The 18,016-nt window shown below is 45.3% G+C and carries 16 protein-coding genes; 6 read left to right on the forward strand and 10 right to left on the reverse strand.

Annotated features, from left to right (window positions below; genetic code table 11):
- Positions 1 to 4,662, forward strand: coding sequence for a DUF6603 domain-containing protein (locus tag AC1DRQ_RS05300; protein WP_477422673.1), 4,662 nt, complete (start codon positions 1 to 3; stop codon positions 4,660 to 4,662).
- Positions 4,663 to 4,959: 297 nt separating this feature from the next.
- Positions 4,960 to 5,577: a redoxin domain-containing protein gene (locus AC1DRQ_RS05305; RefSeq protein WP_429396660.1), complete on the forward strand. Its 618-nt coding sequence runs from the start codon at positions 4,960 to 4,962 to the stop codon at positions 5,575 to 5,577.
- Positions 5,578 to 5,644: 67 nt separating this feature from the next.
- On the opposite strand, the gene AC1DRQ_RS05310 is transcribed toward AC1DRQ_RS05305, so the two are convergent.
- The gene (locus AC1DRQ_RS05310; RefSeq protein ID WP_477422674.1) at positions 5,645 to 6,421 is read right to left on the reverse strand and encodes an NUDIX hydrolase; all 777 of its coding nucleotides are present in this window, start codon (positions 6,419 to 6,421) and stop codon (positions 5,645 to 5,647) included.
- A 157-nt stretch (positions 6,422 to 6,578) separates the two neighbouring features.
- Between AC1DRQ_RS05310 and AC1DRQ_RS05315 the strand changes: the two genes are divergently transcribed.
- From AC1DRQ_RS05315 to trxB, 4 genes are all read left to right on the forward strand, one after another.
- The gene (locus AC1DRQ_RS05315) at positions 6,579 to 6,953 is read left to right on the forward strand and encodes a hypothetical protein (protein WP_477422676.1); all 375 of its coding nucleotides are present in this window, start codon (positions 6,579 to 6,581) and stop codon (positions 6,951 to 6,953) included.
- Between the two features lie 102 nt (positions 6,954 to 7,055).
- Positions 7,056 to 7,664 (forward strand): Crp/Fnr family transcriptional regulator, encoded by a 609-nt coding sequence (locus AC1DRQ_RS05320; protein WP_429396666.1) that lies wholly within the window; start codon positions 7,056 to 7,058, stop codon positions 7,662 to 7,664.
- A 444-nt stretch (positions 7,665 to 8,108) separates the two neighbouring features.
- Positions 8,109 to 8,531 carry an OsmC family peroxiredoxin gene (locus AC1DRQ_RS05325; protein WP_477422678.1) on the forward strand — a complete coding sequence of 141 codons (423 nt, stop codon included), beginning with the start codon at positions 8,109 to 8,111 and terminating at the stop codon, positions 8,529 to 8,531.
- Between the two features lie 34 nt (positions 8,532 to 8,565).
- A complete protein-coding gene (trxB, locus tag AC1DRQ_RS05330; RefSeq protein WP_477422680.1) occupies positions 8,566 to 9,573 on the forward strand; it encodes a thioredoxin-disulfide reductase in 1,008 nt (335 codons plus the stop codon).
- Positions 9,574 to 9,734: 161 nt separating this feature from the next.
- On the opposite strand, the gene AC1DRQ_RS05335 is transcribed toward trxB, so the two are convergent.
- The 9 genes from AC1DRQ_RS05335 to AC1DRQ_RS05375 form a co-directional block, all read right to left on the reverse strand.
- Positions 9,735 to 10,592 carry a helix-turn-helix domain-containing protein gene (locus tag AC1DRQ_RS05335; protein ID WP_477422682.1) on the reverse strand — a complete coding sequence of 286 codons (858 nt, stop codon included), beginning with the start codon at positions 10,590 to 10,592 and terminating at the stop codon, positions 9,735 to 9,737.
- A gap of 13 nt (positions 10,593 to 10,605) precedes the next feature.
- On the reverse strand, positions 10,606 to 11,592 hold the full coding sequence (locus tag AC1DRQ_RS05340) for an amidohydrolase family protein (protein ID WP_477422683.1): 987 nt from the start codon (positions 11,590 to 11,592) through the stop codon (positions 10,606 to 10,608).
- A gap of 114 nt (positions 11,593 to 11,706) precedes the next feature.
- Positions 11,707 to 12,429, reverse strand: a complete 723-nt coding sequence (locus tag AC1DRQ_RS05345; protein ID WP_477422684.1) for an SDR family oxidoreductase — start codon at positions 12,427 to 12,429, stop codon at positions 11,707 to 11,709.
- 196 nt (positions 12,430 to 12,625) lie between these two features.
- Positions 12,626 to 13,624, reverse strand: a complete 999-nt coding sequence (locus tag AC1DRQ_RS05350) for a hypothetical protein (protein ID WP_477422686.1) — start codon at positions 13,622 to 13,624, stop codon at positions 12,626 to 12,628.
- A 52-nt stretch (positions 13,625 to 13,676) separates the two neighbouring features.
- The gene (locus AC1DRQ_RS05355; RefSeq protein ID WP_477422687.1) at positions 13,677 to 14,267 is read right to left on the reverse strand and encodes a hypothetical protein; all 591 of its coding nucleotides are present in this window, start codon (positions 14,265 to 14,267) and stop codon (positions 13,677 to 13,679) included.
- A gap of 102 nt (positions 14,268 to 14,369) precedes the next feature.
- Positions 14,370 to 14,891, reverse strand: coding sequence for a peptide-methionine (R)-S-oxide reductase MsrB (gene msrB, locus AC1DRQ_RS05360; RefSeq protein WP_477422689.1), 522 nt, complete (start codon positions 14,889 to 14,891; stop codon positions 14,370 to 14,372).
- Positions 14,888 to 15,532, reverse strand: a complete 645-nt coding sequence (gene msrA, locus AC1DRQ_RS05365) for a peptide-methionine (S)-S-oxide reductase MsrA (RefSeq protein WP_477422691.1) — start codon at positions 15,530 to 15,532, stop codon at positions 14,888 to 14,890. The genes msrB and msrA overlap by 4 nt, the downstream gene beginning before the upstream one ends.
- A 4-nt stretch (positions 15,533 to 15,536) precedes the next feature.
- A complete protein-coding gene (locus AC1DRQ_RS05370) occupies positions 15,537 to 16,007 on the reverse strand; it encodes a thioredoxin family protein (protein WP_477422693.1) in 471 nt (156 codons plus the stop codon).
- Positions 16,008 to 16,015: 8 nt separating this feature from the next.
- Positions 16,016 to 18,010, reverse strand: coding sequence for a protein-disulfide reductase DsbD family protein (locus AC1DRQ_RS05375; protein WP_477422695.1), 1,995 nt, complete (start codon positions 18,008 to 18,010; stop codon positions 16,016 to 16,018).
- Positions 18,011 to 18,016 lie beyond the last annotated feature (6 nt).

The following is an 18,016-nucleotide window of genomic DNA, read 5'->3' on the forward strand; positions in this document are numbered from 1 at the left end:
ATGTCGAAACATGCTATGAGCTTTAACGAGCTAAAACAATTGATTGAAAACAGCTTAATCGCAGGGTCGTTTAAACTGGATACCACCGGCCTGCCCAGGCTAAAAGATTTGGGTGCCGACTACCTTGCCGGGGCAACTCTCGGGCTGTCATCGGCATCGGTTGAGTCGATAACGGGTGAAACCATTACGGTGAAAGGTACGGGGATTGCCAAACCGTTTGTGAACCTGGCGGTGGAAGCGGAATTTTACCTGGTTAACAATGAGGCCGCTTTGCACATGAAGGCGGTGGCCGAAGATAAAGGCTGGAAGCTTAACAAAGCGATACCCGCCTTTGACGGAACCATTGCCGATAAAATTCCTTTTAAGGATGACGCCGCGACCAAGCCGACATTCTATCTATTGTCTGACGCTAAAAAGAGCAGGCCGGCGGGTTTAACGTTTGAGGGCACCACCGATATCAGCAAAATACCAGAGCAGATAAGGGATTTCCTGGGCATAGATAAGGAGGATGTAAAGGGGCCGGTGATATTGAAAGAAAATGGCGAAAAGTTCGTTTCGCTTGATCTTACGGGGCCCGATATTGTAAATGTCAGTCTCGGCAAGCTGGGCACCTTTACACTCACGTTTAAAATAACGAGCGATACCATTGAAGATGCTGTACAGGGGGCCAAATCTGTTGTACCGTTTATTGAATTGTCCACGCGGCTGCCACTCAAAGACGAAGCCGGGATAGTAATAGCTGCTAAACTAACCGATTTTTCGTCGTCCCTTATTTTCGAAGCCAGGATTGGGCAGGGAATAAACCTTGGGTTAAACGCCATAGAGGGCTTGTTAGATGATATTAACCTAAAGGGCGTTCTTCCGAAAAATTTCGATATCGAAGACTACGTAGATATGGCGAAGCTTTATATGGAGATTGCTATTAAGGAAAAGAAAGTTAAGGTAGCCGGATTCAAACTGAAAAGCAAAAAAGAATGGGAGATAGCCAAGGTTAACGAAAACCCTTTTAACGCCGGGGAAATTGTTCTGCAATATACCATATCTGATCCATTTAATAAGGAGAAACGCACAACAGCCCTTCGCATTGATGGCGAAGTAACGCTTACAAAAAATGCCACTTTGTCCATAGACGGTCATTATCCTGATTTTAAAGTACATGGCCAGCTCAAAAAAGGTTCTGTACTAAGCATGAAGGACTTTATTGATCAATTTGTGGGTAAATCTGCAGGTGTGCCCGAGTTGCTGGATGTTGACAAGCTTGATTTCATGGCCAGCGGCAGCGATTATTCTTTCATGATAAATGTTAACGGCGCATGGGAGATCAATGCCGAACAGAGCGTTGAGCTGAGTGTTAACGATCTGAGCTTTGATCTGAAATATGAGTCAAAGAACAAAAAGCGGACGGCCGATTTTGTTGGAACGCTGAAAATAGATTCGGTTGATGTAAATGTAACGGCAAATTATAAGGCAGGGGATAAAAAAAACGGCTGGGAGTTTACCGGGAAAACAGGTAAAGATCAGCCTATCCCGATGGGGAAATTCATTGCCTGGCTGGCCAAAAATTTTAAAGCGGGCAACCCACCGAAATGGGTGGAAAGCATTAGCCTGCAGAATCTGCATACCAGGTTCCATACAGGTACAAAGGAGTTTGATTTTGGGGTAAACGGTGAAATAAAAGTTGGCCAAGACGAAACGCTTTTGATATCGATGAAATTCGATATGACTCAAGCAGGGAAAGGCTATCAAAAAACTTTGTCGGGCGAGGCTATCATCAAAACTTCGTTGTTTAAACTTGATTTCTCCAGTGGCGAAGATGAAAACACGCTTTTCGCAAGCTGGAGCACTGACAAACCAGGCGGATGGCTTCAATTTGGAGATATTGTTTCGGTATTCAACCTGGGGCCGCTACCTGCTATACCCGAAGGCTTTGACCTGGCGCTGAAAAGGGCAGCCTTACAGTATCATTTTGACCAGCAGGCGTTTGTATTCCGGGCAGTTTCGGCCAATTATGGTAAAGCAATATTTGTGGCCAAAAAAACTGATGGTAAGTGGATCTATGCATTTGGCATCAACATGAGCACCGATGTAAAACTTGAAAAGCTACCGCTTATAGGCACTGATCTGGCCGCTATTGCCGGCAAGGATGTTGGGTTGAATGGGTTCAGATTTATAGGCGTTTCAGCTACTGTTGAAGCCGATGAGATAAAAACATTTAACAAGCTTATCAGTGCTAAAGACGATGAAGAGTATCCAACCCTGCCCGAATCGGAAAAAGATCTGGCAAAAGCTGTTTATGCGGTTATCGATCTGAATTTGGGTGCAGATAACAGCTATGAATATGAATTTAATTCAGCGCAAAAGAAACAGGCGGCGCTTATACTAACCAATACGGATGGAGACGATGGCATAAAATGGCGTGATCTTCAAAAGAATATCGGTCCTGTACATTTTAATAGGGTAGGTATCGGTTATAAAGACAAGCGGGTGAGCTTATTGATTGATGCAGGACTGGTATTTTCAGTGCTTAAAATAGAGATGCTGTCTTTGGGTGTAAGCAATCCTATTGATAAGTTCGAGCCTGCTTTTGAGTTAAGCGGTGTAAATGTTAACTATAAAAGCGGCCCGGTTGAGATAGGCGGCAGTTTCCTGAAAAGCCGTGCCGATAATGTTACAGAGTATAGCGGCACCGCAGTTATCAGTCTTCAAAATTTCCGGATGTCGGCATTAGGGTCGTACGCATCTGTGGAAAACGAAAAAACTAAACAAAAAGAAACATCGTTGTTTGTATTTGCTATGCTTACTTCGCCTGCTCCCGGCGGGCCGCCATGCTTCTTTGTTACCGGCCTTGCAGCCGGCTTTGGTTACAACCGCGATTTGAAACTACCTACGATTGATACGGTAGCTGATTTTCCATTGGTACAAGCTTTTGTACCCGGCAAAGAAAGCCCGTTTAACGGCAGCGATCCTAAAGCAGCCCTGAAAGTGCTGATGGAAAAAAAGCTCGTTCCGGTTGCTATAGGGCAAAACTGGCTGGCTGCCGGTATACAATTTACATCGTTCCAACTGGTGCAATCGTACGCGCTATTATCGGTCTTCTTCGGTACAAATTTCGAAATTGGAGTTATAGGTGTTTCGGAAGTCTCTATCCCGGCTGCCACACCTGATAAAAAACCCGAAACGCTTGTGGCATATGCACAACTGGCGCTTAATGCCCGCATTCTTCCAGAAAAAGGCGTGTTTTTTGCCGAAGCGAAACTAACGCCGGCCTCGTACATATTGTCAAAAAAATGTGTTCTTTCCGGCGGTTTTGCCTTTTACCTGTGGACAGCGCCAAATGAGCACGAGGGAGATTTTGTGCTAACGCTCGGTGGTTATCATCCAGATTTTAAGGTACCTGAGCACTATCCCAAAGTTCCGCGACTCGGTTTCAACTGGCAGGTAAGCAAGGAGATACTGGTAAAGGGGGCTATGTATTTTGCCTTAACACCAACCTGTCTTATGGCCGGCGGTGTGCTGGAAGCTACTTACAACAGCGGTAACCTAAAGGCCTGGTTTATTATGGGGGCTGATTTTCTGATTGCATGGAAGCCTTATTATTACAAGGCCCGCATGTATGTCTCGTTCGGCGTTTCCTACACCTTCAGTATCGATCTGCTGTTTACAACCATAACCGAAACCATATCGGTAAGCATCGGTGCAGACCTGTCTATTTGGGGGCCTGATTTTTCAGGCATTGCCCGGATCCATCTATGGATCATTTCTTTTGATGTCTCCTTCGGCGCAGCAAATAACCTCGCACCGGCAGCAATTAGCTGGGAGGAATTTAAAGAATCGTTCCTGCCTCCGTCAAATAATAAGGAAACAGTTTTGTTATCCAACGGAGAAACTGTTGAACGAAACAGTCCATATTGTTACAGCAAACCGACAGATGGCTTAGTTAAGGAGATGAGGCCCGAAGACAAAAGCGATGTTAACTGGATCGTTTCCCGTGATCGTGCCGCTTTTGAAAGTTATACCATTTACCCGGCGAAAGAGTACAGTATAAAAATTTTGGACAGTGCCGGCAACGAGGTACCTTACAATGTAACCAATGAAAACGAACTGGACGGCAGAAATACCGAATTCGGTGTCGGAATGGTCAATGTGGAAAATGACGACTTTCAATCGATACATGAAGTTACCATTAACCTGGGTTACAAAGTAGAGAAGAATACCCGTAAGTATGATGTCACTGCCATTCTTCGCAATGTGCCAAAATCATTATGGGAAAAACGGGCGACCGGCTTTGACGATGATGCAATGATAGAAAATGTCCTGGTAGGTTTCAGGATAAGTCCGCAATCGGTAGCGCCAAAAAGCATCTGTCCAATTGAATTAGAAAATTTAGAATACTTCCATAAGCCTTACGGCCACGATATAAAATTCGCGAACCCACAACTTGTCCCTGGACCAACCAATCCCGAAGATGGCATAAAGGTTTTAAAGAAGACGATAATTGCAGATGAAGTGGCAAAGACCAGGGGAAATATTTTAAACGAGCTAAAAGCCCGCGGCCGAAAGATCAATCCGCAGGTAAACGTGAACAAAATAGCCGAACATGCCGAAGATAATTTGCTGGCTCCTCCTGTTATTAGCTATACATATTGGAAAAAATCTGCTTAGTATTTTGGTACAGTTTTCCTTCGGTAAATAATAATATGCCGAGGATAAAAATCGGGATGTGCTGCCGAAAGCTTTAAACAAAAGAAAGCCTCAAGACTTATGACTTGAGGCTTTTGCCTGAATTTTCGTGACGGTTGCGGTCAAGCGGTATTTCTAAAAAGGCCACCATCAGATTACTATTAATAAATTCGTTGGCTTCGCGACTAAATTGTGCAAAAAATAACTACGAGATTAACTTAAGTGAAAAATAACAATTGCAAATCACCCGAGCTTAGTGACGAATAAATAAACGAACTATTGATTAAGCCGGCGGGCGAAGGCCTGCAGGCTGCGAAAACGATTACTATGCCATTAATTGAAAATCAACTGGCTCCTGACTTTCAGGCCAAAGACATTTCGGGAAACACCGTCCGCGTTAGCGATTTAAAAGGAAAAAAGATCCTGCTTACATTTTACAGGCACGTAGGATGCCCGTTCACGAACCTTCGTTTTCTCGAACTTGAGGCATTAGACTGCTATTTCAGTGAGATGGGTCTGGTGGTACTGGCAGTTTATGAAAGCAGCAGCGAAAATCTTCAGCGCTACAGTCACGGTGAGTCGTTTTACGCCCGGATGATCGCCAATCCGGAATATGATCTCTATTCCTTATACGACATTGAGCAAAGCACTCTGAAAATACTTTATTCTATGTACAAAGGCGCATTTGCCAAGGGGGAAGAAGGGCGCCGGAGATTTAAGGAAAATTTCTGTCCGGAAGGCCGTACCAATACGTTGGGGGGAGATTTTCTTATCGATGAAGATGGCTGTATCAAATATGCTTATTATAACCAGTATTTAGGTGACGCCCTGCCGGTGAACGATATTATACGCTTTTTGAAAAACGATAAAATGGAAATCAACAAAGTTTCGTGTTAAGGCAGTTTACTAATCATATGTACATGCCGCTGAGATCAAACGGTTAAATTCAACTCCATCTTTCTTTTTAACTTAATACTAATCCTTCTTTCAATGCCAATTCATACTTCTCTTTATCAAAGCTGTACAAATGTGGTGAACGGTGTGCCCCGATACTTCGCTTTTCCTCCAGTTTTTTTAACAATTTGAGCGCTATTAACTTCTTAGGGAAATTGCTGATGTCCAGTTTTTTTCCCAGCAAGGTTTCATACAGCGCATGGATTTCGCTTAGTGTGAACTTTTCGGGCAGCATATTTAGACCAATCGGATAGTGATACAGATGCAGCCGCATGGTATGCAGCGCATCCCGTACTATTTCGTCATGGTCAAACTCTAACGGGGGTAAGCTGCCAATGTCAAACCAGGCGCACGCTTCAGTACTAATATCAGTTTGAAGTATGGTTTTCGAAAAATCAGTTATGGCGTAAAAGCCAACAGTAATGGTTTGGTTCATAAGCCAGTTGCCTTCCCACGAAGCCAGTCCCGTAATTTCGAGCCATTTTTTTTTGTCAAACTTGTCAAACTGAATGCGATCGGGATCACCAAAGGTTTTAAATTGCTGTAAAAAGAGATTGTCAACCCCGGTGCGGACCTTAACATTACGGGTAGCAGCTTCCACAAGCTTTTCGGTACGTTTAATATGACCACCAGGCAAGCTCCAGCTATCCATATTTCTGTGTCTGATAAGCAGTAATTTGAGCTGTTGCTCATGATACCCGAAAATCGCACAGTCGATGGATACGTTTGGGATATAATGCAGGTGCCCGTTAAGTATAAAATCCTTAAATTCTTCTTCCGTTTGCATGTTCAAAAATAACATTTCAGATGGCAAAATCATGCTTTGAAAATTTATTTAGTGAATTTAACTAAATGATAAATTATTATTTCTACCTTCATTTAGTGAAACATACTAAATGTATTAACTGCTAACTAAGCACATAAGATCAACTATTAAAATCAACATGAAAAAGTTTAAGACAATTCTTCTGGTATTTTTAAGCCTGTTCGCTGTAGTGAGTGCAAAGGCGCAAACGAAAGATTATTACCCTGGCAAGTGGGACGTGATGGTCTTCGGAACACCAAACGGTGATGCAAAATTGACTTTTGTTCTCGAAAGAAAAGACGGTAAGTTAGGCGGAGTAGTACAGGATTCAACCGGTAAGGAAACCGCAAAGATCACCCAGGTAGATGAAAAGGATAAAACGGCAACGATCTCTTTTACGACCCAGGGCTATGATGTAGCATTAACAATAGATCCGGTTGATGAAGATCATGTAAAAGGCAGCTTAGCGGGTTTTGATGCCAAAGGTACACGTAAAAAAGAGGGTCAATTTTAACTTAAGTTAAAATTCCACCGGTTACCAACGCCGAAATTTGACCTGTTTGACCGTTTTACAACGGTAACTGTGTCCATTTATTGAACTTTAAAACATTCTGCGATGATTGAAAAAAATGAAATATTAGCCCGGCACCTGCGAAACTTTGCAGCATTAACGGACCAGGATATTGCCGAAAGCCAGGCATTTTGGAAGCCGCGTAAGATTGCTAAAGGGGATTTCTTCAATATGCAAAGCATGGTCTGCAACGACCTCGGCCTGGTCGTCAAAGGAATATTCCGTATTTATTACCGTGAACCCAACGGCGTGGAGGAGAAGAATCTTTTCTTTTTTTCAGAAAACCAGTTCGTCGTTTCCTTCAGAAGCTTTATCTCGCAAAATCCCTGCTGGTATTTTATCGAAGCAATGGAAGATTCTGAGGTCATTTTCATATCCTATCAGGATCTCAACGGTTTGTATGAAAGAAATCCGAATTGGGGAAAGTTCGGCAGGCTGCTGGCGGAAACATTTTTTGCCTATGCACAGTCACGCACAGAGGAGTTTGTATTCTTCTCTCACGAGAAAAGATTTCTCAGGCTATTGGAGGAACATCCTAATATCGTTGAGCGAATTCCGTCTTATCATATTTCTTCCTTTCTTGGCATCACCAACCCATCGCTAAGCAGGATCAGAAAAAGATTGAAAGATAATCAGGCTTTACTATCCCCATGATGTTGTGAATGGCAAATGCCTGCCTTCTCCGCGCCCTATATCATAAAAAAATGAACAAAATCCTGTAAATAAATAGTTTACAGGATTTTTTGTTTTCTGTCAACACACAAAATTTTCAGATACATAGTCTTTGGCATTACGCTTAGGGATGCGCGGTTTGTTGTTATATCCAGTAAAGTATCCAGGGCCAATTTAAAGTTGTCGAAATCATGCAGCTCAGTTGGTGGCCTCCATAGACCGGTTGCAGCAGATCCGTGGAACGAACTGCGCTGAATTGTGGCTGAATCACGACATCAGCCAGCAGGCAACTTTGCCTCATGCCCCGGACTTATTTGATTGATTGAATAAAACATTTTTATGACAACTTATTTCGACGGATTTAACTTAAGTGAAAAAATCACCCGTCCGATAAGCAGACTTTTGACCTAACAAAAGTTTAAAATCATGAAAAGAACAGCAAAAGCCTTTTGGCAGGGAGACCTTAAAATGGGTCACGGCACAATATCTACACAAAGCCAGGTACTTGATCAAACACAATATTCGTTTAACACCCGTTTTGCCGATGGCACAGGCACCAATCCGGAAGAATTACTTGCGGCAGCACACGCAGGTTGCTTTACCATGGCTATCGCCTACGCATTATCTCAACAGCAATTTTATCCGGGTGACCTGAACACAACGGCTGCAGTTTCACTGGATATGGCAACAAGTTCTATCAGCTTGATCGAGCTTGAGCTTTCTGCAACAGCGATCGAGGGCCTTTCACCGGAAGAGTTCCAGGAGATCGCCTTACAGGCTAAAAATAGCTGCTTAATCTCCAAAGCATTAGCCAATGTGCAGATCGAACTTACTGTAAATTATCAGTAATAACCATTTGCATCCTGGTTTCTAAGCGGTGGCGATGAAAGCCGCCGCTTTAATCAAATCAATTTCATTTATCATGGAAACAGAACATATTAAGTGCCTGATCATTGGGTCAGGGCCTGCCGGTTATACCGCTGCAATTTATGCGACAAGAGCTGGCTTAAACCCGGTAATGTATACCGGAATGAATCCGGGTGGGCAACTCACCCAAACCACAGATGTCGAGAATTTTCCCGGCTATCCAAAAGGGATACTCGGTCCCGACATGATGGAAGATTTCAGGGAACAAGCTATCCGGTTTGGTACGGATATCCGCTTCGGTTATGTAAGTGCCGCGAACTTTACTAACGATCCCTACCAAGTGATCATAGATGACAAAAAAACGGTTATAGCAGATACTGTCATCATTTCTACCGGTGCTTCTGCCAAGTGGCTCGGTCTGGAATCCGAGGCAAGATATAATGGCTTTGGTGTTTCGGGCTGCGCCGTCTGCGACGGTTATTTCTTCAGGGGGCAGGACATTGCCCTTGTGGGTGGTGGTGACACAGCGGCGGAAGAGGCGACTTACCTGGCCAAACTGGTCAATAAAGTTTACATGCTTGTCCGCCGCGAAGAGTTCCGTGCATCAAAAGCAATGATCGACCGCGTGCGGAATACGCCGAATATTGAGATTTTGTACAATACGGAAGTGCTGGAAGTACTGGGAGATGGCCTGAATGTGACCGGGGTAAGCCTGTTGAATAACCGGACACAGCAGCAACTTCAAATCCCGGTAACTGGCTTGTTCGTTGCCATTGGCCACCACCCCAACACGGGGATATTCAGGGGAATGCTGGACATGGATGAAACCGGCTATATCAAAACCATACCCGGAACAACTGCTACCAACATCCCTGGCGTATTCTGCGCCGGTGACGCTCAGGACCACATTTACCGGCAGGCGATAACAGCAGCCGGAACAGGCTGCATGGCGGCATTGGATGCAGAACGCTATCTGGCAGCCAAAGAGGCAGCAGGAGCCCTCGCGACAAAGCTAAACGGGTAGTCGATGGAGGCCTGCTATCGTTTCATTACCTTATTCGCCGAAGATTTAGGAAGTGATTTATTATATGGTTTTAAGTAAACGAGTTGAAAATTCAGGTTCTACACATATCAAACCGGTCAATGGATCAACTGTTAATAATGGTCAATTCCTGACCAGGGAGATTACGTACGATTAAGCGATCTGAATTTTGAAGGCGACAAACCCATCGCTTTTCGAAAGGATCGAATAAAATAGGAGTAATCACTATAACCTAATTTATGAGCAACTTCCTTTACATCTATATCGCTATAATATAATAAGCGCCTGGCTTCATTGAATGTTTCCTGCTGAATCCAATAGCTCACCGTTGAACCGGTAACCTTTTTTACCGCTTCATTCAAATAGCCTGGAGTAACGTTAAGTTTTGAAGCATAAACCGACGGGCTTTTTATTGTGAGCACACCTGTTTTAAGCAGTTCCTTAAACTGCCGGGCAAGTTCTGCAGCTCGCGTATGATTGTTTTTTGGTTCTTCTGAATAATTGTAGGTGCTGGCTGCCATGGCCAAAAATGCTTGCCCAAGGGCATGGACAATTGGCAGGAAATACGTGTCGTCCTGCCGTTCATTAAATTCACAACGAAGGAGGTTGAGCAGGTTTGAATATTGCACTAATTCGTCATCCGTAAGCGTGCGGGGCAACTGTAAGTTAAGCCTGCACTCAAAAACATCCCGGATATCAGGCGCAATTAATGAGGTGTCTATTGCAAGAAACCATCCCTCGGCCTGACCGGTTTTTATCAGGGAATGTACTTGTGACGGCAATACATAGTAAAGTTGCCGGGCAACAAGTGTGATGTCCTGGAAGTCGACCTTTAAGGCCCCTGAACCAGCGGTGAGCAGGAAAAAAATATAATGATCATCACGGTGAGCATCGAAGTTTTTCGTGTTGTTTTGCTGGTCGTAACCGGGCCGGAAAACTTTGATTTGCAGCCCTGCGCTTGTCTTATTCTGCAGAAGATCGACCGGGATATTATTCATCATCACAAAATTACCCTTATATCATTAAATTCAGCAGTTTATCTGCATTCCCGTGAGCGATCTTTGCAATTTTTTCATCGGGAAGTTCAATCGCATTCAAAAATTCAATGCCCATTTCATTCGTACTGAATGGGTAGTCGACTGAAAACAGGATGTTATCGATGCCGAAAGTATCTAAAGCAACTTTTAATGGGGGCTGTGTAAAAAAACCGCTGGTAGTAATATGAACCTGCTGATGAAATGTTTCTGTTAATGTACGCTGGTTGGCGCCCCCGCTTCCGGGTTTAAACGCCCGCTCAGACCTGGCCATCATCATTGGCAGCATTTCGCCCATATGGCCGATGATGAGGTTTAGTTTAGGATATTTATCAAAGATGCCCGCATAAAGCAGGCGCAAAACGTGCAGCGCGGTTTCTGAATGCCATCCCCAGCCGTAACAGGCCAATGCTTCTGACATTCCTGAATGATTCGGCAACCCGCTATAGTAAATATCTGCAACCTGTTTTGGCGGTAGGCCCGGATGCAGGTAAACAGGCACATCCAGTTTCTGCGCGCGTTCAAATATTGGTGCAAATTCAGGCTGATCTAAAAACTTGTCCTTTGTTAGTCCCCGGATCATCGCACCGCGAAAATTATATTCTTTTACTGAACGTTCCAATTCGTCAGCTGCGGCAACTGGTGCCGTCATTGGCAGATGGGCAAAAGCAGTGAACCGACTTTCAAAACCTGCAATCTTTTCGGCAATCAGGTGATTGTATTGCCTGGCAAAAGCCGGGCCTTCATAAGGACTTAACAAGTTTGCGCCTGAACTATCCACAGACAATACCTGTATGGTAATGCCATTGTCATCCATTGATTTTAAACGCTCACCCGTAATATCGGCCAGTTTTGGGATAAGTTGCTGCATCCGCTCAGACCGGCCAAAACCGCCCAAAGCTTCTTTTGGTATTTGATCAGCCATTTCCGGCAAGGAAATATGTTCTTCAAGCGTAACTATTCTCATAACTGTCAGATAAATATCTTTTGTCTATTTTAAAATCTTCCTGGTACAATACTCCGTGTATCATACGCGATGTTGTCCTCCTGCCAAATAGCTCAATAGTTGGGTTATCAATAGTTACCAGGGAAACTCGCCGCCCTCCTGGAAAAACCTTGCCGTAGTTCCCGGATGCGCTTGCGTTGCCAGTTGCACTATGGGCATTGCACCTTGATCCGCGGTTTTTGTACCCTGAAACTGGTTGAGGTCGGAAGCGGTATACCCCGGCGTAACACTGTTAACGCTGATCCCGGTATCACGAAGTTCATTGGCCAACATAACGGTAAAGGCATTTAACGCTGTTTTGGATGTACCATAGGCATGGTAATTCGCACGGTTGGGGTTTCTTTCGGGCGCGGTGTGTACAGCGAGAGATCCAATCTCGCTGGAAACATTGATGATAGCTGCCTGGCCAGCTTTTCTGAGCAATGGCAGAAATTCCTGCGAGGTTTGTATTGCACCAAAAAAATTCGTTTCGAAGATCCTGCGCAGGTTTTCCATGTTTCCGATAGCCAGGGTTTGCGGTTGGTCGCCAGCAATACCGGCATTATTTATCAAAATATCTAAGGAACTTATTTTAGCCTCCAATTCATGCCTGGCCTGACGAACAGATTTAAAATCGGTTACATCAATTACAATAGTTTCCACGTTAGTTATACCCAGATTGTTCAATTTCTGAACAGCTTCAAGTCCGTGCTCTTTATTCCTGCTGCCTAAATATACAAAATAGTTAAGTTTTGCCAGTTGCCTGGCGGTTTCAAAACCAATTCCTTTGTTTGCGCCGGTGATTAGTACTGTTTTCATAAGTATGTCTCTTACTGAATTATGTAAGTATAATTAGCTACTACAAAGAAACAATGTCAAGTGTTATGCCGCAATGGTTTATTGGTGGCATTTACAGGATAATTCATGGATAATTCTTCGATATGAAAAAGTTTGCATGTAGTTTAAAAAGGCCAGGAGCAATAAAGCACTGGCCATCCATTAAGAGTTGCGCTTGTCAAAAAGGCAAAAGCGAGATCCGGAATTCCCCATAAGGCACTGATTTACCCGTCGTTTTGATAAATGCATCATTATAATTGCTGCCTTTTGCTATGGTTCTGGCAGAGGCAATGCTGTTAACGCCACCGCTGACCCCCAGGACAACATATTGTCCAAGCAGATATTCAAAGCCTGGTCCTGTTTTAAACTCAATGGTGTTGAAACTGAAGCGCCCGGGCAACGCCGGATCGCCGGATTTATAAAAGGATGCATACGTATTAGCAGTAGTGCCCACATAAATCCACGCTTTACGGGAAAGCGCCTGTTTCAGTGATGCGCCCTGAGGAAAGTCGAGGATCAGCTGCAGCCCGCTGCTATTCAATTTGCGGAAATAATTGACTACAGGCAACACCGGAGAGGGAGCAGAAGGGTCAATCAGCACCAGCGCCCCTACCGACAAGTACTCATCAGGCGTGTGCGTAAGAGGAAAGGTAATGCTGCCGTTAAAGTTGAACCTTCTTACCGAGCTCAGATTGTCGGATAATCCGGTGAATACGGCGGAATAGATCACCGGGGTATGAAAAATGGCATCTGTCCTTGAAAAGTTGAGGGACAGGCCGAGGGTGCTTTTGGAGATGTCTCCTTTGTTTACGCGCGGGGCAGCAAGCTGGTTATTCGCTTCCCGGATATTAAAGAACTGTTGGTTATGATAGATGGTTGCGCCGATCACGTTACCATCCCAGCTGCTGATCGGTATGGAGAAGAAAGAGCTGATCCGGGCATTGCGGCTTTCTCCGCTGGAGAAATCTTTACCGTTCAATTTTGACTCAAAATGTCCTGAACCGAACAAGTCGGTCGTAACCGAAGCCTGCCGGAGCGATGGATAACGTAGCGCCTGTTCGTGAGACTCGCTCCGGAGGGTATCGGCCGGGTGCAAACTGGACATGCTGAACATGTTTTGAGCATTGGTGCCGGCGCTGCAAAAGAGCATGCCGATCACCAGAACGTTGATTTTCATAGAATTTAGTAAAATGATGAACGATAGAAGATTGTCGGCTTGCCTTTCGGCTTTAAGCGGCAACCGGGCCGGTTTTAATGGTTTTACCCAATCGGATCGCAGCTAACAAAAAGTAAAATGCACCAAATAAGGAGTATCCCGCAAGGCTGGAAATACCATGGTTAGGGTCATGCGCCATAGCAATAAAAGCGCCACCGGCAAGTATTGACTGTCCGCCGCTTAGGATCATCGGCCATTGACCGCCGAATATCTTGCGTCGCTTTAGGCCAAGTATAAGCTGGATGATTCCCGTGATTGCAGCCCAGGCACCAATGACCATCATTGCAGTTGGCACACCGGATTGTAAGGCCAATGCGATCGCTATGGTGGTTACAATGCCAATTGCCAGGTTAATATATTGGGGCGTTTTGGAGGCTTCCGGCGGATTCGCTTTGATATCAAACCAGGTAGCTACAGCATCCCATAACGGGTAAATAATAAAAAGTGCGTTTGCAAGTGAGGGGTTAGATTTCAGTGACGTAACAAGGGCAATAACCCATACTACCGAAAATCCTACACGTGTAAAATAAAGTGTGCGCAGCGCTTTGGCTGTTTGCACAGATTGAGCGGACAGTGCCGCGCTTGATTCATTGTTTGTATTCATGATGTGATGTTTTTTATTTGTGTAAAGCAAAGTTGCCGCTTTACATTGCCCGAAATTTTCACTTAAGTTAAAATGGCGCCAATTATGATAATAATCTTACAATCAGTGTTTTTTAACATCAGGGTCAAAGTCAAGGGAAACGGAGTTCATGCAAAAACGCTTATGCGTGGGTGGCGGTCCGTCGTCAAAAATATGGCCTAAATGTGAATCACACCGCCCGCACAATACTTCGGTCCGGTGCATGCCGTAGGAATCATCGGTGTGATAGCGGACAGCTGTTGTCCGGCTCGGCTCGTAAAAGCTGGGCCAGCCACAGCTGCTTGAAAACTTGGCGTCAGAACGGAACAGTAAATTGCCGCAAACCGCACAATAATAGGTACCCCTGGTTGTGCTTTTCCAATATTTGCCGGTGAATGGCCGCTCTGTATCTTTTTCGCGTGCGACCGCGTACACGTCGGTGGACAGTACTTTTTTCCATTCTGCATTGCTCACGGTCAGTTTGGCCGTATCCGTGTTGGAATACCATGGATTCCGCTCGTGACCACGGGCAGATTGTTCATTCTGGGCGAAGCTGCTCAGGCTGGGCAGCATCAGCAGGCTACAATAAATCAGGATCTTTTTCATTGTTTGAGTTTTTCTTTAAAGATGTGCTTGAACTTTTCCAGCTGAGGCTGGATGACATAACGGCAATAGGCCTCCCCGGGGTGCTTTTTATAATATTCCTGGTGGTATCTTTCAGCTTCGTAGAAAACTGTAAAACCTGTCAGCTCCGTCACGATCGGCCGGGGATATATCTTTTGTTCGGTTAACTTGCGGATATAATACAATGCTTTTTCTGACTGTGCTTTGTTATGGTAGAAAACAGCCGAACGGTACTGGGTTCCTACGTCGTTTCCCTGCCGGTTGAGCTGCGTAGGGTCGTGGGACAGGAAGAAGGCTTCCAGCAGCTCGTCATAAGTAATGACTGAACTGTCGTAAACCACGTTGAACGCTTCGGCATGACCCGTGGTGCCGGTGCAAACCTGCTCGTAGTCCGGATCAGCCACATGGCCGCCGGTATACCCCGAGGTCACTTTCAACACACCTTTCAGTTGCGAAAATTTCGCTTCCCCGCACCAGAAGCAACCGGAAGCGAACGTCGCCGTATCAATACGACCGGTTGCTTTGCTTGGGGTTGCTCCAAGCTTTTTATTTACAAGAGAAGCTGCAAAGGCCGAAACGATAAATGCCAGCAGCATTATGGATAACAAAATTGGTTTTTTCATCAGCTTATTTGTTTAAAGCGCCTTTGCTGTCTGCAGCTTCCTTCGCGAATTGCATCAGTCCGTTACCGTCAACAAAGCCGGTATGATTGGCGACTACCTTACCATTTTCGTCAACGATAAGCAACGTAGGCAATCCTTCAACCTGCCAGGTTTTCGCCAGTTCCACACCGTCACCCTTTTCTACATCCACGCTGAAATTGATGAAATGCTGATTGAAATAGGCGGCTGCTTTTGTATCCCTGAAAGTCGTTTTACGGAGTTCTTTACAAGGTGCGCACCACGTCGCATAAGCATCCACAAAGACCCGCTTATGGCTTGCCTTAGCTTTTGCCAATACTTGTTTATAGGATTGCTGACTGAATTTTATTTCCTGCGCTGTGCCTTTTTGCTGCGCTGAGGCATGTAGCGAATAAAGACTGGATAACAGCGCAATGCACAGGGCCAGTATCCGGGATTTGAACAATTGATTTTTCATAGGTTTGATTAATTAAAGTTTTGAATTGATGATGTTCTTTTTGCTGCGTTTATGCCCTGATCTAAAAAATTGGTATAAGCTTTTATATCCAGGTCGAAGGCGCGGGGTTCTGCAGCGGGCTTTCCGTCAGGTCCCAGTACCACGTAAAAGGGCTGGGCATTCGTATTATACCGGGCCTCCTGGAGGTCACTCCATTTCTGGCCCAGCGTATTGATGGACCTGGCAGAGACCTTGGAGATATATTTTTCTGAATTACTAAGGGCTGTTCTGTCATCCACGTACAGGGAGATGAGTACATAGTCATTTTTGAGTCTTTTCAGCACTTCAGGGTCCGACCAGACTGATGCTTCCATCTTTCTGCAATTGGTGCAGCTCCAGCCGGTAAAATCCAGCAGCACCGGTTTGTTGACCTTTTTGGCATAGGCCAGCCCTTCCTCGTAATCATAAAAGGCATCGATGTTATCGGGAGCATGGAACAGGCCGGCGTATTTATGGCCTGTTGAAGGCGTTGTACCCGGTGTGTTGCCGGCACCTGTAAGCGAAAACTGCTGTGTGCTCTGTGGCGGCAGCCATCCGCTGATGCCTTTAAGCGGAGCGCCGAACAGGCCTGGAACAAGGTATAACGTAAATACCAGCGTTACCATGGCAAGCAACAACCTGAATAGCGGTATGGAGCCAACCTCAGTGTCATGGCTCAACCTGATCTTACCCAGAAGATAAAATGCAAGCACACCAAAAATGATGATCCAGATCATCAGGAACAGGTCTCGGCTGATTAGCCCCCAGTGATAGGCCAGGTCAACGTTCGTCAGGTATTTGAAGGCAAGCGCCAGTTCCAGTAATCCAAGCACGATTTTAACTGAATTCAGCCAGCCGCCAGACTTTGGCAATGCTTTCAGCCACGATGGAAATATGGCGAAAGCAGTGAACGGCAGCGCCAAAGCAAAGGAGAACCCGAACATGCCGAGTGCCGGCCCGAGATAAGTGCCCTTGCTTACCGCTTCAACCAGCAGTGTGCCGATCAGCGGCCCGGTACATGAAAATGATACCAGTGCAAGCGTGAACGCCATGAAAAACAGGCCGATCCAACCGCCGCTTTCTGATTTCTCATCCATCTTATTGACGAAAAATGACGGCAGCGTAATCTCGAAAGCACCAAGAAAAGATAGTGCAAAGACAATCAGGATGACGAAAAATAACAAATTAAATGCAGCGCTGCTCGCCGCTTCGTTCAGCGCTGACGCACCAAAGATTTCTGTGATCAGCAGGCCAAGGCCCACATAAATGGTGATGATAGATAACCCATAGATGACAGCAGCCTTGATACCCTGTGACCGTGTGCCGGACCTTTTTGTGAAAAATGAAACGGTTAGCGGAACCATCGGGTAAATGCAGGGAAGAAAGAACGCAGCCAAACCACCAACAAAACCTGCCAGGAAGATGGCCAAAAGCGAATGATCGTCGCTCGCTGCATTTTTCGTGGCGGCTGCTTTTAAGGCCTGCGGGTTGTTGCGGGCAGCCTTCGCCGGGCTACCCCCTAAGAGTATTTGCCCGTTCCCTGTAACCGGAATGTCAAAACTTACATCGCTTGGCGGCAGGCATTTTTGACCGCTGCAAACCATATAGTTCAATGAACCGGTCAAATGGGCACCCGTATCTTTGGTATTGACGATTTGTGTAAAAGTAACCTGGTGCTCATGATAGCGGATCGTCATTTGAAAGGACTGGTCAAACCCGCTTAAAGCTGCCGGCTTTTCGGTCACCTTGCCGGCCAGCGACAGGCCCCGTGTTTGGTCGAACTTGAACGAGGTAGGAACCGGTCCGCCGCTTTTAAGAAATTGCGAGTACAAATGCCACTTGTTGTCAATGTTCGCAGTAAATGAAACGGCATATTTGTCCTGATCTATTTTAGTGGAAGCAAACTTCCAGTGCACAGGCGTATCAATTTTGGCGAAGGCCTGCAGCGAAAACAGGCAAAGCCATAGTAAAATTAATTTTTTCATTGTTTG

It is taken from the genome of Mucilaginibacter sp. P4_E8 (genome assembly GCF_056401495.1).

What these genes read in the sequence shown, in the direction of transcription:
- AC1DRQ_RS05300 (WP_477422673.1), top strand. Translation starts at nt 1, where the DNA reads ATGTCGAAACATGCTATGAGCTTTAACGAGCTAAAACAATTGATTGAA.
- AC1DRQ_RS05310 (WP_477422674.1), bottom strand. Translation starts at nt 6,421, where the DNA reads ATGCAAACGGAAGAAGAATTTAAGGATTTTATACTTAACGGGCACCTG.
- AC1DRQ_RS05315 (WP_477422676.1), top strand. Translation starts at nt 6,579, where the DNA reads ATGAAAAAGTTTAAGACAATTCTTCTGGTATTTTTAAGCCTGTTCGCT.
- AC1DRQ_RS05320 (WP_429396666.1), top strand. Translation starts at nt 7,056, where the DNA reads ATGATTGAAAAAAATGAAATATTAGCCCGGCACCTGCGAAACTTTGCA.
- AC1DRQ_RS05325 (WP_477422678.1), top strand. Translation starts at nt 8,109, where the DNA reads ATGAAAAGAACAGCAAAAGCCTTTTGGCAGGGAGACCTTAAAATGGGT.
- trxB (WP_477422680.1), top strand. Translation starts at nt 8,566, where the DNA reads ATGAAAGCCGCCGCTTTAATCAAATCAATTTCATTTATCATGGAAACA.
- AC1DRQ_RS05335 (WP_477422682.1), bottom strand. Translation starts at nt 10,592, where the DNA reads ATGATGAATAATATCCCGGTCGATCTTCTGCAGAATAAGACAAGCGCA.
- AC1DRQ_RS05340 (WP_477422683.1), bottom strand. Translation starts at nt 11,592, where the DNA reads ATGAGAATAGTTACGCTTGAAGAACATATTTCCTTGCCGGAAATGGCT.
- AC1DRQ_RS05345 (WP_477422684.1), bottom strand. Translation starts at nt 12,429, where the DNA reads ATGAAAACAGTACTAATCACCGGCGCAAACAAAGGAATTGGTTTTGAA.
- AC1DRQ_RS05350 (WP_477422686.1), bottom strand. Translation starts at nt 13,624, where the DNA reads ATGAAAATCAACGTTCTGGTGATCGGCATGCTCTTTTGCAGCGCCGGC.
- AC1DRQ_RS05355 (WP_477422687.1), bottom strand. Translation starts at nt 14,267, where the DNA reads ATGAATACAAACAATGAATCAAGCGCGGCACTGTCCGCTCAATCTGTG.
- msrB (WP_477422689.1), bottom strand. Translation starts at nt 14,891, where the DNA reads ATGAAAAAGATCCTGATTTATTGTAGCCTGCTGATGCTGCCCAGCCTG.
- msrA (WP_477422691.1), bottom strand. Translation starts at nt 15,532, where the DNA reads ATGAAAAAACCAATTTTGTTATCCATAATGCTGCTGGCATTTATCGTT.
- AC1DRQ_RS05370 (WP_477422693.1), bottom strand. Translation starts at nt 16,007, where the DNA reads ATGAAAAATCAATTGTTCAAATCCCGGATACTGGCCCTGTGCATTGCG.
- AC1DRQ_RS05375 (WP_477422695.1), bottom strand. Translation starts at nt 18,010, where the DNA reads ATGAAAAAATTAATTTTACTATGGCTTTGCCTGTTTTCGCTGCAGGCC.